The following is a 14,282-nucleotide window of genomic DNA, read 5'->3' on the forward strand; positions in this document are numbered from 1 at the left end:
CACCTTACTTTCATTATTTTCTGAAACTAAGCTAAGGGGAAATTTTTTTAATAACTTAGAATAAAATTTCCCCTTTTAAAACTTATTATAAATCATACAGTTATTTAAACTTCTGTATGACAAATCATTCCATTATTCATCTATATATACATAGTCGAATATTACTCCACCAGTTGGTGTAATTTTAAGGTCTTTTACCTTATTTTTAATTAACAAAGTAGAGGAGCCATAACTTATAGGGCATACTATATAATCGGCTAATGCCATTTCTTCGGCTTTATGAAGTAATACGTTTCTTTTAAATATATCCGATTCTGCTCTTATTTCTTTTATCAATTCATCATATTTAGGATTACTGTATTGTGGATTATTGTTAGCATTTCCAGTGGCAAATATCTGAAGAAATGATATTGGGAATCTATCCCCATTCCAAGCTGATCTAGCTAATTGGAAATCTCCACTGTGTCTTCTTTCTGACTCTACCTTATATTCAACGTTAACAAGTTCTACATCAATATTCAAATTTTTCTTCCACATTTCTTGAAGTATTTCAGCAGTTTGTTTATTACCAGGGCTCGCATTATATAGATATTCTATTTTGGGGAATCCTTGTCCATCTGGATACCCTGCTTCAGCTAAAGCAGCCTTTGCTCTTTCTATATCTCCATTGACAGGTAAGATGTCTCCATTTCTATCTCCTTCTTCTCTAAAATCTACACCATTAACCACTAATCCATAAGGCACAATTCCTGTAGCAGGTTTAGATAATCCCGATACAGAAGCTTCTACTACCTTTTGCTTATCTATTGCTAATACTAGTGCCTCTCTTACCTTTGGATTATCTATAGGAGGTTTAGTAACGTTAAGTGCAAAATATGAAAAACTAAGAGCAGGTATAATATGGAATTCATCGCTTTCCATCTTTAGCCTTGGAACCTCTTCTGAGGGAACACCACTGAATCCATCAATATCTCCTGATTCAAAGGCTCTTAATGTAGTAGTACCATCACTAATAAATACAAAACATAATTCGTCTACCTTACCTTTATTTTCTCTATTCCAATAATTTTCATCTTTAACCATAACTATTTCTTCATTCATCTTATAGCTTTTCATTTTAAAAGGTCCATTGGATATACAAGTCTCTGGATGTAATGTCCAATCATCAGGATTTGCTTCTATTATATCTTCTCTCAATGGATAAAATACTTTAGATGTAAATCTGCTTAACATTTCATCTTCTGGAACAGGATTTGATAGTTCAATTTTAATTGTATAATCATCTACCATTTGGATTCCAACATCAGAAAATTCTTTCTCTCCTTTATAATACTCTTCCGCATTTTTTATGTAGAAGAATTCATTTGAAAGCTTTACAGCATACTCTGGATTTAAAGCTCTTTTCCAGGAATATAAGAAATCCTTTGTAATAATTGACTGTCCATCGGACCATTTGGCATCTTTTCTTAAATAAAAGGTATAGAAAATACCATCATCACTAATATCCCACTTTTCTGCTACTCCTGCCTCTATATCTAAGTTTTCATCTTCTCCAATTAATCCTTCAAATAGAACACTATTGATGGTATTTCCTACACTTTTGTTATTTACTTGAGGATCTAAAGTAGGAGGATCTGAGGATATACGATATATAAACTTCGTTGGTTTCTTAGATTTCATATCATTGCTTTCTTCAAAGTTTTCTCCTAAACTAGGAGCATCAGTTTTCTTGCTACATCCAGTAATCATAGTAAGGACCATAACTATACAAAGACCAATAATCAAAAACTTCTTTGTCATCTTATACACTCCTTTAATCATATTTTTTGATATAATTAAATAATAATATCAACTCTTATTACAGTTGCTACTTCTCTAAAATCTTAGAACTTCTTATCAGTTAAATGGCAAGCAACACTGTGTCCTTTTTCTATCTCTTTTAAACTTGGTTCTTCCTTTTCACAAATATCCATAGCACATAGACATCTAGTCCTGAATTTACATCCAGAAGGAGGTGATAGCGGGCTTGGCACATTCCCCTCTAAAATTATTCTCTCCATTTCTGCTGAAGCATCAGGGTCGGCTATAGGAATTGAAGAAAGTAAAGCTTTAGTATAAGGATGTATTGGACTTTCATAAAGCTCATGACTTTCTGCTATTTCAACGATCTTGCCTAAATACATAACACCTATTCTATCAGAAATATATTTAACCATAGCTAAGTCATGGGCAATAAACAAATATGTCAATCCTAATTCATCCTGTAGATCTTGTAGCATGTTTACAATTTGAGCCTGGATAGAAACATCTAATGCTGATATGGGTTCATCACAAACAACTAGCTTAGGATTTAATATTAAAGATCTTGCTATCCCTACTCTTTGTCTTTGTCCTCCGCTGAATTCATGAGGGTATCTATCCGTAGAATTCCTGCTTAATCCTACTTTCTGTAAAGCTTCATGTACCATTCTTCTTTTTTCTTCACCTTTGGCTATATTGAAAATTTCTAAGGGCTCTCCTAATATTTCAGCTACTGTCATTCTAGGATTTAAACATCCGTAAGGATCTTGAAAAATCATCTGCATATCTTTTCTTATTGTCTTAGCATTAATATTGTTCATTTTTTGATTTTCAAATATAATATCTCCATAAGTAGGTTCATAAAGCCTAATGATTGATAGTGATAGGTAACTCTTTGATATTATCTCCAAGTTTTCCCCCACTCCACACTGTACGTGATACTTTCATATCATACAGCGTTCCATCATAATACTTTCTCTCTAAATCAGCCTAATAACTTAGAAAACTATTTGTTATAAGTCGGCAGCAATTCGATTAAAAAATACCAAAATATTTTATATAAATTTATGGGGTTCACATGTCTAAGTGTAAAAACACTCATTTTATATTACAGTATTTATCTCTTGATTGCTGATTTTAAGTATTTTATGCCTTTAGTACTAATATAAAGAAAAATATTATGACTTAGGGCTATCCCTCCACCACTTATTATCATGGTTTCTAAGGTACTGTGCCCTTACTCTCACACCTATTCAACTCAATTTCTTTTCCCAAAAGGAACTTCCCAAAAGTTTAGTTAACATTTGATATAATAGGTGTTTATATCATTAACATTTAACTTAGGTGGTTTTCCACGTTCCACAATTCTTAGCTATACATTAGAACTTAGGGCATTGCTCTACCCCTGCAGCTTGTCCTTTGTGGATGTATCACTTTTGGCTGATACAGGACTTTCATTGGTGGTTCACTACTCATCCATAAGCTGCGATACCTTATGGTATCTGTATTTTCTCAAATACACCAGCTATAGAGGTTTTCCTTCGCAATTTCGTCAGTGTTTAATAAAATACATTCTACCCTTATTCTTTTTGTAGCCTCCCAACATATGAGCTAACTTCTTATTAATTAAATACTAATAAGCTCTTAACCTTCTGCTGACTTTAACGGGCTTAGCACATTGTTACCTTTACAATGCACTCCGTAGTTTTAGAGAAGAAGTTTTAGGAAACCATGATTCCATCATTCCTTCTTTCAGAATTGCAGTTCTCCATTACCTAGTTTTGTTCCTTAAACTTGGATAATGAGTGTTAGCTTTTCACTAACAAACGTGTCGCACTCCTCCCTGCTGTAGTTTTTCCACATCCAGATTCACCAACTAATCCAAAGGTCTCACCCCTTTTTATATCAAAACTAATGCCGTCAACTGCCTTTAAATAGGTTGGATTTCTATTAAAAAAACCTTCTCTTACTGGAAAATATTTTTTTAAGTTCTTAACTTCTAAGACAACATCTTTATTCTCCATCTTTTCACCTCTTTTTCTAATTAAGATTAATTACAGTTATTAAGATAGTCTTCGTGTAATCTCCAACATGCTGCTTTATGCCTATCTGAAATATTAAAAAATTGGGGCTGATATTTTAGACATATCTCCATAGCATGGTGACATCTTTCTGCATAAGGACATCCTATTGGTGGATTCAGTAAATCTGGTGGATTACCATGTATGGTGTATAATCTTTTAGTTTTGTCTAGATTGATACTAGGTACTGCCCTTAACAGCCCTTTTGTATAAGGATGTTGAGGATTATAAAAGATATCTCTTACCCCTCCAACTTCCATAATTAATCCTCCATACATCACAATTACTCTTTTACACAAATCTGCAATTACCCCTAAATCATGGGTGATAAAAATGATAGAAGTATTAAGTTTGTTAGTTAGATCTTTCATTAGTCTTAGGATTTGAGCTTGTATAGTAACATCTAATGCAGTAGTAGGCTCGTCTGCTATTAATAAATCAGGTTCACAAGATAATGCCATAGCAATCATAGCTCTCTGTCTCATTCCTCCACTCATTTCATGGGGATAGTTATAAAACCTCTTTTCAGGAGAAGGTATTCCAGCAACATCTAACATATTGATTGCTATTTCTTTTGCTTCCTTTTTACTAATATTCTGATGTTCTGTTATTGCCTCTACTATTTGATTTCCAACTGTAAAGACAGGGTTTAAAGAGGTCATGGGGTCTTGAAAAATCATAGATATTTCCTTACCCCTGATTTTTCTCATTTCTCTTTGACTCTTAGGCACTAAGTTTTTTCCCTTAAATATAATTTCACCCGACCTTATCCTCCCTGGATGCTGCAATAAGTTCATTATGGATAATACAGTTACGCTTTTACCACTTCCGGATTCTCCAACTATTCCCAAGGTTTCTCCACTATCTAAATCAAAACTTATATTTCTAATTGCTCGGACCTCTCCTAAATGTGTATAAAATGATGTTTCTAAATTTTTAACCTCTAATAATCTTTCAGTCATCTAGACACCTCTTCTCTATTTACGTAATCGGGGATCCAACGCATCTCTCAGCCCGTCACCAACAAAATTAAAAGATAAAACCGTTAAAGATATAGCTAATGCTGGGAAAAACAACTTATAAGGATATGTCATTAAACTAGGCAATGCCTCGTTGCTTAAAGTTCCCCAAGATGCTTGTGGAGCAGATACTCCTAGCCCAACAAAGCTTAAAGAAGCTTCTGTAAATATGGAATTGGGTATCCTCATTGCTGCCTCTACGATTATAATACCTATAGTATTTGGTATAAGATGTCTAGTAATTATCCTCCATGTACTTGCTCCTGAAGTTCTAGCTGCAAGCACATATTCACTTTCCTTTAAAGACAATATTTGCCCTCTTACCATCTTTGACATACCAAGCCATGAAGTTAATCCAATAGTTATTGCTACAGTTTTAACTCCTGAGCCAAATATAAGCATTAGAATTATTACATAAAGCAGTCTAGGAATAGAACCTAATATTTCCCTTATTCTCATCATTATAATATCGGTTCTTCCACCTATATAGCCTGATATGGCTCCATATAAAACACCTACTGTTAAATTGGATATTGCAGAAACTAGCCCTACTATTAAAGATATTCTTGCTCCATAAATAATTCTAACGCATAAATCCCTTCCTAAATCATCCGTTCCGAAAGGATGTATCTTATTAAAAACCTTCTTATAAACTGGTATCTCTTCACCTTTTGAGTTTAATACCCTATACGGTTTTGTATTATAGTCAAGAATTACTTCTTCATCATCAATATTATAAATTCGCTTTTTATCCAAAGATTCTTCTCTTACGTCTTTAGTTTTTTCCAAAAGTCGCCCATCTTCTGTAATTTTAAATAATCCCATGGTAGGATCTAAATAAAAATATGTATTTTCATTAAGTTTTCTTATACTAAGCCTTGGAGGCATTGACTTAAAATCAATATTTTGATCTGAATAGTTATAAGGTGAAAAATAAGGACCAAAAATAGCAACAAGTATAAGAAATATCATTATTAGTATGCCAAATAGAGATAGTCTATTTTGCTTAAACCTTCTCCAGCCATCTTGCCAATGAGTCAATGATTCGCCAGTTATCTCCTGTACATCTCTATGCTTCTCTACTGGTTTCCATAGCTCTGGAGTTATCTGAATAGAAGTATCTACCTTTTCCATGTCCATAATCATCCTCTCTTTTATCTATTTTTCTATCCTAACTCTTGGATCAACAATTCCATAAGATATGTCAACTACAAGTGCCATAATTAAAGAAATAAGTGAGGAAAATATTGTGACTCCCATAATAGTGGTATAATCTCTATTTCCAACTGCTTGAACAAAATAACCTCCTACTCCAGGTAGAGCAAATATCTTTTCTATTACAAAGGATCCAGTTAAAGCACTAGCTATATTCCCTCCTAAACTCGTTACCATAGGCAATGAAGCATTCCTTAAGGCATGCTTATATAGAATCTTTCCTTCACTTAAGCCTTTTGCCCTGGCAGTTCTAATATAATCTTGTCCTAAAACATCCAACATTGATGATCTATTCAATCTTGTCATAGATCCTATTGATCCTAAGGACATAGCTATACAAGGTAAAACATAGGATTTAAATCCATCATTGATTCCAAATATGGGAAACCACCCTAATTTAAATGCAAATATATAAAGAATCATGCTTGCTTTTACAAATCCTGGTAGAGTTTTTCCTAAAGTTGCAAGAAACATAATTCCTCTATCAAAAGGTTTGTTTCTATTTAAAGCTGCTATCATCCCAAAAGGAATTCCAAATATAATAATCAGTAAAATATAAATAAAAGTCATTCTAACTGTAACTGGGAAACCTCTTGATATAAGTTCTGTAACAGACCTTCCCTCATATGCATATGAAGGTCCTAAATCAAACCTTATTACTCCTTTTAGAAAATCAATATATTGTTTATGTAAAGGATCATTCAAATGATATTTTTCTAGTATCGCCTTTTGTACTGCTGGAGACATCCATTCGTTTCCGTCTTCAACAGAAAATGGTCCACCAGGAACAGCATGCATTAGGAAAAATGTAATTGTAATAATAATAAACAGTGTAAAGAACATATAAACAATTCTCTTTAAAATATATTTCCCCATAGTTTTATAGTTAAGACCTTAGAAAGATATTAACTACTTTCACTCCTTTCTTATAACATTAATAAACTCTTTTATAGAAGACTTAGTTCACATGCAAACGTTACCACCTCTCTTAAACCTGTTTCCTCCCAATATACTTCTATCATTGTCGAATTTCCGTCATAAACTTATCTAAATATACCTTTTTGTTATCTAATATAAAATCCATCAATATTTAAAGCTTGTCCCCCTTTCATGGAATGAATTTGTATTATTTAACTTTGTTATATTAGATATTTCCTCAACTTAATTTTAGAAGTAATTGGTATTAGTTTTATAATATTCTGAAAATTAAGCTTTTTAGTTCTTAACATTTCACCAATTTTTTATATAAATATTTTTGAAAAGTATAAAGGATTTTAATTATTAGATTTTTGTTATTAAATTAAATTTTAAATTGTTTAACAATCTTCTTTATATTTTAGTATGTTACTATAATATCTTGGTATAGTCAATATGTTTTTGTGATAAATTAAAGTTTTTACTTTAATTTCTGAAAATTCAATTTCTGTTTATATAAAATTATATTAAGTAAAGACTCTGAAGTAATTATAAGAACCATACACTTTAAAAATATAATTTATTGAAAAATAACAGTTATATTAATATAATTTATATAAATAAGTTTTCGGAGGGGAACACATGAAGAAAAATATATTCATATTTATATTGTCCTTATTTCTCACATTTTCAGTGGTTTATGGAGAATCCGATGATACGATAGAAGAATTTGATTCTTTTACAGAAAATGCAGTAGTATTAGAGGCTAGTAAAATTGAAGAAAAAAGTAACGATGCTTTTGAAGAACAAATTCAATATGTTAAATTAAAAATTACCAGCGGCAAATATAAGAATAAGATAATTGATGTAGAAAATATTTTATCTAATAACTTTGCCTACGATATAGTTGTAAAGAAAGGAGATAAAGTAGTAGTCATAATAGAAGACTATGGAAATGAAAACATAAAAGCATTTATAGCCGATTATTCACGCCAAAATTACCTACTCTATCTAAGCCTTGTATTCATAGCTTTAATAATAATCATTGGAAAAGGGAAAGGTGTAAAAGCAGTAATATCCCTTATTTTTACTGTATTAGCAGTATTAAAAGTACTTCTTCCCTTAATGCTTAAAGGAGTAAATCCAGTCCCAATTTCTATTCTAATATCTATAGGTGTTACAGTCGTTACCATATTCCTAATAGGGGGAATAAATAATAAAAGCTTTGCTGCTATTATAGGAACTACGGCAGGTGTTGTAATGGCTGGACTAATTTCCTATTATGTAGGAAGTAAAGTTCAATTAACAGGCCTTAGTAGCGAAGAAGCAACTATGTTAATGTATATTCCACAAAATATATCTTTTGACTTTAAAAACTTGCTATTTTCAGGAATAATATTAGGTGCTTTAGGAGCAGTAATGGATGTAGGAATGTCTATTGCATCTTCCATAGAAGAAATTCATAATGCTAATAATAGTCTAACAAGAAAAGAACTTTTTTCTGCAGGAATGAATGTAGGCAGAGATGTTATGGGAACTATGACAAATACTTTAATTTTAGCTTATACTGGAAGTTCAATACCTCTTTTGCTCTTGTTTATGGCTTATGAAACTTCTATAGTTAAAATACTAAACTTAGATGTTATTGCTACAGAAATTATCAGATCCCTTGCTGGAAGTATAGGATTGGTTCTTACAATACCTTTAACGGCTTTAGTAGCAAGTTTCTTAATAAAAAGGGATAAAAATAAAGATGAAAATATAGATAAACAATAATTAGAAGAAAGCAGCCAAATACCTAACAGTTTTAGCTGCTTTTCTTTTTTAATATTATATTTATAACTCTTAAATAAAACATTTTAATATATTTATTTTAAAAATATTAATATATTTATTTTAAAAATTAATTTTTTTAAAATATAGATTGACATTATTAATTAGCAATAGTAATATGTAATCAAGAATATATTATCCTAACATTAAATATACATATTTTATGACTATGACAAAATTTATATAGCCTATGGATAATAGCGACATAGATTTATGGGTATTAATTACCCAATAGGAATTACTCTTTAACTACAAAATAAATAAGGAGGGACTCTATGTTTAACTTTCCAAAAAATCTTTATACAGATGTAAGGCTAGAGAACGTTTTTACCAGTGAAATTACTTATGAGAATGGAGAACTAAGACAAAACTTGAAAAGAAACCTTAAAGGAGGCTTTATAAGAATCTTTGATGGACAAAGATGGTACTATAGCTCCACAACGGACGTAGATAATATACAAGAAGAGATAAACAAACTTGCACTTATGGCTAAAGAAAATGAAAATATAATGGATGATCCTGTTGTGAAAAATTTTCAAGTTAATAAAGGAGAATTTCTCCACTTTAATGAAAATGACATCTTAAAAATAAGCCAAGAAGAAAAATTAGATCTTCTAAAATCATATTTCCCTATTATTGAAAATAAGAAAGAAATTAAAATATGGCGAGCCATATATGTAGATCGTAAGACTACAAAAGAATTTTATTCTAGCAAAGGAGCAGATTTAAAATTTGATTATCAAACTTGTGCCTTAGCATTTAGATATTCTTTAAATATAGAAGGCAAAACATTAAATAACGGCTATGATAAAACTTTTACAGACTTTAATGAGCTTAAATCACTTCATAAAGGTCTTAAAAAGAATCTGGTTAGAGATATTGAATTTACTAAGTCTGCAAAACCTATAACGCCCGGAAAATATACCGTTATACTTTCACCTGTTGCGACTGGAGTATTTACTCATGAAAGCTTTGGACATAAAAGTGAGGCAGACTTCATGATTGGAGATGAAACCATGATGAAAGAATGGGCTATCGGCAAGAAGGTAGGAGCAGACAATCTGTCTATTGTTGATAGAGGAGATGTTTTTGGCAGTGGTTTTGTACCTTTTGATGATGAAGGAACTAAATCTAATAAAACTTACTTAATCAAAGATGGAATCCTTACCGGAAGACTTCATAGCTGCGTTACTGCAGAATCTCTTGAAGAAAATCCTACTGGTAATGCCAGAGCTATAAACTTTGAATTCGAACCTATAGTCAGAATGACAACTACTTATATAGAAGCTGGAGATAAGACGAAAGAAGAACTTATTTCAGGGGTAAAAGAGGGGATATTGGTAGAAGAAATATCTCATGGTTCAGGTATGTCTACTTTCACTATTGCACCTAGTATATCTTATATGATTAGAGATGGAAAGGTTGCAGAGCCTGTAAATATATCGGTAATCAGTGGAAATGTAATGGAAACTTTATACGAAATAGATGGTATTTCAAAAGAAATAGAATTACTTTCTTTCTCTCTAGGCGGCTGTGGGAAACTTGAGCAATATCCTCTTCCTGTAGGCATGGGGGGACCTTATATAAGAGTAAACAATATAACGGTACAATAGGAGGGGAAGTCATGGTAAAAGAAAAATATATAAAAAGGTTTAAAGAAATAAGCGTAAATATAGTTCAAACTGAAATACAATCTGTTAGGAGAAAAGATATAACTAAAACAGGTTTAAGAATTTACGAAAACGGTTATATAGGCGTTGCAGGAGCTGTAGGAAAAATAGATGAAACTGAGCTTGAAAAAAGAGCTGTAGAGAATCTAAATCTTAAAATTCCATATCCTTATGAGCCATCAAGTAATCATATTGAAGAAGTAGACTATAGTAAAGAAATATTTTCTGATGAAGCTTTTGTAAATGAAGTTGAAGAATTACTAAATATATTAAAAGTAGAATTTAAAGACTTCATTTTCTCAAATCATATATCCATCAGAGAAACAGAAACTAAATTAATAAATAATATAGGGCTGAATCTAACTCATAGAGATAAAATGATGGAGACACAACTAATTATAAAAGAAAAATCATCGGTTAATGTTTTTGATTCAATGGCATTATCTATAGATAGACAATACAATAGAGAAAGTCTTTTAAATAATATAAGAGAATCATTAATAGCTTATAGAAATAAAGTTAAGCTTCCCGTAGAAGGAAAACAACCTGTAGTATTTATGGCAGTTGATATGCTTCCTCTTAGGAAGATTCTAGAAGAGTTAGATGGTTATAAGGTGGGAACAGGTGCTTCTTTATTTAAAGATTTTATTGGAAAGAAAAAATTTAATGAAGGATTTACTTTATATCAAAGTTCGCAAAAAGAGGATTTAACAGAATCTGAATTCTTTGATGCAGAAGGCGTTATAAATAAAGACTATAAATATACTTTAATAGAGAAAGGTAAAATATTAGCTCCCTATACAGATAAAAAAACTGCAAGCCAATTTAATTTACCTTTAACAGGCAGTGCTTCAGCAGAGTATGATAAAGTTCCTTCTTTATCTGCTAGAAACTTTAAGGTAGCATCTAGTAATAAAACTTTAAAGGAACTTTTAAATGGACAGTTGGGAGTAGCAGTCTTTGTAGCTTCTGGTGGGGATTTTACTGCAGAAGGAGTTTTCGGTACACCTGTTCAGCTAGCTTTCTTAACTGATGGAGAAAAACTTATAGGAAGACTTCCTGAGCTTACTATATCTGGTGAGTTGTATTCAATGTTTGGAGATGACTTTATAGGAAGATCTGAGGACAAAGCTTTCTTAGGAGAAAATGCTGTAGCTTTTAATTTAAATGTTAATTATATATAAATGAAAAATGGTCAAATCTGCTTTATTTTAAGTCAGTAGATTTGACCATTTTTTTAATTATTGTTCAATATTTAATTTACTCGGATAATGAACATGAACTATTTTAATTTGGAAATTTTATATTATAATGGGTATAACATGAAAGAATCCAAAAGAAATATAGGGATAAAATATATTCCTTATATTTTTCAAAAAAGACATCTACCTTTAGGCAGATGCCATAATCTTAAATACTTACTTAATGACTACAATCATGATGATTACAACTATTATTTATTGAGAACTCTGTTAGTTCATTTCTTTTTAATAGTTCAATATTTTTTAAAACCGTTTCATTAGCAACTCTATATACTTTAATTCCTTGATTATTTAGTTTCATCAATGCTCCAGCACCAATTCCGCCAACTAAAATAGCATCAACATTCTCTCCTCCAAGTGCCTTTAGAGGTTGACACATACCATGAGAATGATTTAAATCTCCATTTTTAATTACCTTAATTTGCTCATTTTCTAAATCATAAATTAAGAAAAATGGAGCCGTTCCAAAGTGGTTATAAGCAATACTCTCTAATCCTTTATTTTCTTCTACAGGAATACATATTTTCATATTCTTTCTCCTTTCAATTTTTACTTATTATTTCTTTGACAACATTTATTTTTATTTGCTTTACATGATGCTCTACATTCATTAGGAATATGTATATCTAACTTGCAATTAATCATTGTATGATCATTGTTCATTTGTTCAATAAATTTTATTATTTCTAAAAGAATTGGTTCTTGTAAATCGTAATGAACATAATACCCTACTTTCTCTCCCAAAATAATTCCCACTTCTTTTAGAACCTTTATATGTTGAGATACTGCTGCTTCAGAAATATCTAAATGTTTTGCAATTCCTTTAGCACATATTCTCCTTTTAGAAAGTATTATTAATATTTTTAGTCTAGTTTCATCACCCAGTGCCTTAAATATCTGTACTATTTGTTCCATTATTTACCCCTCTAATTTTTAATTAAGTAAATACTTAATTAAATAATATTATACTTAACTAAAAATGTCAATGCAAAATTTGACATTTACTTATAATTTCTAAGTATTAATTTCTCTTCATTTACTAGGAATGTTTTGAAAGGAAAATAGGATACTTTAACACTGTCCCCTAAAAAATAAAAGCCCCGCAGTAAAACAGGAAAATTCCTGCATTTACTGCGAGGTTTTAGAATCAACTTTATTTTTATAGAGTGGAGTTTATTGTATATATACAATTGTAGTTTATTAAAAAAGTTTGATCATTCTATTCTATATAAACATTGATTTTATATAGAATAGAAATATTATCTTTTGAAAAAAGATTAATCAAAATTAATATTATTTATTTTAGATTATTAAATTTTTTTAAAAAAGTTTGATCATTTTTAATAAATTATATTTATCTGCTATTAGGTAAATCAAATTCTATATTAAATATTTTACATATCTTTTTACAAATATTCAAAGAATTACCCCATCCTCCTGAACATTCTGGACTCAAACTTATAGTTATTACCTCTATCTTACCACTCTCATAAGCGTTAGCAATAGGTATAAATATTTTGCATAAGAAATCATCTGAGAATATTTGTATACAATCATCGATATTGTCTGTTAAAGAATCTATAAAGTAGTCTATATCTATATTGAAAATCCATTTATAATCGTCTAATTTAAATTGATTTTCTATATAATAAGGAATTTCCCACATTTTATCTTCATAATCTATGTTTACATTTTCTGGCCTATCCCCTTCATTATGTGTTACAAATCAACATCTATTTAGCAATTTAGAATAACATTCTAAAAATAATGATAAATAATTATCCCATCTAAATAATTTTACTACACCAAAATCTCCATCATAGGACAAATTTAAATAATCTTCTATATTTATATTAAGCATATCAGGCATATATTTTTTTCAGATATCCATTTTACTATATAAAGTTTTGTTTAATTCCCTTCCCTGAGTTCCTTGATTTCTTTTTTTATGCGATTGCCTTAGTCGCCACTTTGTGCCCTTGACATTTTCAGTCTTTATCTGATTTGCGTAGGCATCAATGAACTCATTCGGGTGGCTGATATTTGAACAGCATGTGCTACAATAATATCCTTATATTTGCTACACTTTTTTGTTGACAAAAACAGTTGACAACACGGGGATTGCAGACAATAATTGTAATTGGGTTTTGTGAAGCGCTCTTCTTCATAAAACCCTTAACTATGCTTTTATAATAGCAATTGTTAAAGGCGAACTCTGTTTTAATAATCTTATACATAGCTTCTGCAATGGCATTGTCATATGGGCAACCTTTATTGCTTATGAGCGTTTGATGTCAAAAGAAGCCATAATCTCGTCAACAATCCTATTTTTAAACTCACTTCCCCTGTCGGTATGGAAAATCCCCATACTTGAGAGCGGCACGCTTGCCGAATAAAAAGCCTTTTTAACAAGCAGGGCATCCTTAGGGTTTTCCTTGGTTAAACTTTCTATCCACTTTATTTGGCGTTTTATCCTCATTTGTCTTG

13 protein-coding genes are annotated in these 14,282 nt (G+C 30.8%); 3 read left to right on the forward strand and 10 right to left on the reverse strand.

Features of this window, described 5'->3' with window-relative positions; genetic code table 11:
• Positions 1-132: 132 nt before the first annotated feature.
• The 6 genes from KQI42_RS03575 to KQI42_RS03600 form a co-directional block, all read right to left on the reverse strand.
• Positions 133-1,800: a peptide ABC transporter substrate-binding protein gene (locus tag KQI42_RS03575; protein WP_216516808.1), complete on the reverse strand. Its 1,668-nt coding sequence runs from the start codon at positions 1,798-1,800 to the stop codon at positions 133-135.
• Between the two features lie 83 nt (positions 1,801-1,883).
• The gene (locus tag KQI42_RS03580) at positions 1,884-2,711 is read right to left on the reverse strand and encodes an ABC transporter ATP-binding protein (protein ID WP_246566035.1); all 828 of its coding nucleotides are present in this window, start codon (positions 2,709-2,711) and stop codon (positions 1,884-1,886) included.
• A gap of 897 nt (positions 2,712-3,608) precedes the next feature.
• Positions 3,609-3,824, reverse strand: a complete 216-nt coding sequence (locus tag KQI42_RS03585) for an ATP-binding cassette domain-containing protein (protein ID WP_216516810.1) — start codon at positions 3,822-3,824, stop codon at positions 3,609-3,611.
• 26 nt (positions 3,825-3,850) lie between these two features.
• On the reverse strand, positions 3,851-4,843 hold the full coding sequence (locus tag KQI42_RS03590; protein WP_216516812.1) for an ABC transporter ATP-binding protein: 993 nt from the start codon (positions 4,841-4,843) through the stop codon (positions 3,851-3,853).
• Between the two features lie 15 nt (positions 4,844-4,858).
• Entirely contained in the window at positions 4,859-6,040 is a 1,182-nt protein-coding gene (locus KQI42_RS03595) for an ABC transporter permease (RefSeq protein ID WP_216516814.1), read from the reverse strand.
• A gap of 18 nt (positions 6,041-6,058) precedes the next feature.
• Positions 6,059-6,991: an ABC transporter permease gene (locus KQI42_RS03600; RefSeq protein ID WP_216516816.1), complete on the reverse strand. Its 933-nt coding sequence runs from the start codon at positions 6,989-6,991 to the stop codon at positions 6,059-6,061.
• Positions 6,992-7,672: 681 nt separating this feature from the next.
• Between KQI42_RS03600 and KQI42_RS03605 the strand changes: the two genes are divergently transcribed.
• The 3 genes from KQI42_RS03605 (at position 7,673) to KQI42_RS03615 (ending at position 11,717) form a co-directional block, all read left to right on the forward strand.
• Complete coding sequence (locus KQI42_RS03605; protein WP_216516818.1) at positions 7,673-8,806, forward strand: YibE/F family protein; 1,134 nt, start codon at positions 7,673-7,675, stop codon at positions 8,804-8,806.
• A 332-nt stretch (positions 8,807-9,138) separates the two neighbouring features.
• Positions 9,139-10,476: a TldD/PmbA family protein gene (locus KQI42_RS03610; protein WP_216516820.1), complete on the forward strand. Its 1,338-nt coding sequence runs from the start codon at positions 9,139-9,141 to the stop codon at positions 10,474-10,476.
• 11 nt (positions 10,477-10,487) lie between these two features.
• On the forward strand, positions 10,488-11,717 hold the full coding sequence (locus tag KQI42_RS03615; RefSeq protein WP_216516822.1) for a metallopeptidase TldD-related protein: 1,230 nt from the start codon (positions 10,488-10,490) through the stop codon (positions 11,715-11,717).
• A 238-nt stretch (positions 11,718-11,955) separates the two neighbouring features.
• On the opposite strand, the gene KQI42_RS03620 is transcribed toward KQI42_RS03615, so the two are convergent.
• The 4 genes from KQI42_RS03620 to KQI42_RS03635 form a co-directional block, all read right to left on the reverse strand.
• Positions 11,956-12,324, reverse strand: a complete 369-nt coding sequence (locus KQI42_RS03620) for a NifB/NifX family molybdenum-iron cluster-binding protein (protein WP_216516824.1) — start codon at positions 12,322-12,324, stop codon at positions 11,956-11,958.
• A gap of 20 nt (positions 12,325-12,344) precedes the next feature.
• Complete coding sequence (locus KQI42_RS03625) at positions 12,345-12,710, reverse strand: ArsR/SmtB family transcription factor (protein ID WP_216516826.1); 366 nt, start codon at positions 12,708-12,710, stop codon at positions 12,345-12,347.
• Positions 12,711-13,149: 439 nt separating this feature from the next.
• Complete coding sequence (locus KQI42_RS03630; protein WP_216516828.1) at positions 13,150-13,461, reverse strand: hypothetical protein; 312 nt, start codon at positions 13,459-13,461, stop codon at positions 13,150-13,152.
• Positions 13,462-14,073: 612 nt separating this feature from the next.
• Entirely contained in the window at positions 14,074-14,274 is a 201-nt protein-coding gene (locus tag KQI42_RS03635; protein WP_216516830.1) for a hypothetical protein, read from the reverse strand.
• Between the last annotated feature and the right edge of the window lie 8 nt (positions 14,275-14,282).

Origin of the sequence: Tissierella simiarum (genome assembly GCF_018917865.1) — a bacterium.
In the GTDB taxonomy this organism is placed as follows: Bacteria; Bacillota; Clostridia; order Tissierellales; family Tissierellaceae; genus Tissierella_C; species Tissierella_C simiarum.

Coding starts and splice junctions, on each gene's coding strand:
- KQI42_RS03575 (WP_216516808.1), bottom strand. CDS start 1,800: ATGACAAAGAAGTTTTTGATTATTGGTCTTTGTATAGTTATGGTCCTT.
- KQI42_RS03585 (WP_216516810.1), bottom strand. CDS start 3,824: ATGGAGAATAAAGATGTTGTCTTAGAAGTTAAGAACTTAAAAAAATAT.
- KQI42_RS03590 (WP_216516812.1), bottom strand. CDS start 4,843: ATGACTGAAAGATTATTAGAGGTTAAAAATTTAGAAACATCATTTTAT.
- KQI42_RS03595 (WP_216516814.1), bottom strand. CDS start 6,040: ATGGACATGGAAAAGGTAGATACTTCTATTCAGATAACTCCAGAGCTA.
- KQI42_RS03600 (WP_216516816.1), bottom strand. CDS start 6,991: ATGGGGAAATATATTTTAAAGAGAATTGTTTATATGTTCTTTACACTG.
- KQI42_RS03605 (WP_216516818.1), top strand. CDS start 7,673: ATGAAGAAAAATATATTCATATTTATATTGTCCTTATTTCTCACATTT.
- KQI42_RS03610 (WP_216516820.1), top strand. CDS start 9,139: ATGTTTAACTTTCCAAAAAATCTTTATACAGATGTAAGGCTAGAGAAC.
- KQI42_RS03615 (WP_216516822.1), top strand. CDS start 10,488: ATGGTAAAAGAAAAATATATAAAAAGGTTTAAAGAAATAAGCGTAAAT.
- KQI42_RS03620 (WP_216516824.1), bottom strand. CDS start 12,324: ATGAAAATATGTATTCCTGTAGAAGAAAATAAAGGATTAGAGAGTATT.
- KQI42_RS03625 (WP_216516826.1), bottom strand. CDS start 12,710: ATGGAACAAATAGTACAGATATTTAAGGCACTGGGTGATGAAACTAGA.
- KQI42_RS03630 (WP_216516828.1), bottom strand. CDS start 13,461: ATGTGGGAAATTCCTTATTATATAGAAAATCAATTTAAATTAGACGAT.
- KQI42_RS03635 (WP_216516830.1), bottom strand. CDS start 14,274: ATGAGGATAAAACGCCAAATAAAGTGGATAGAAAGTTTAACCAAGGAA.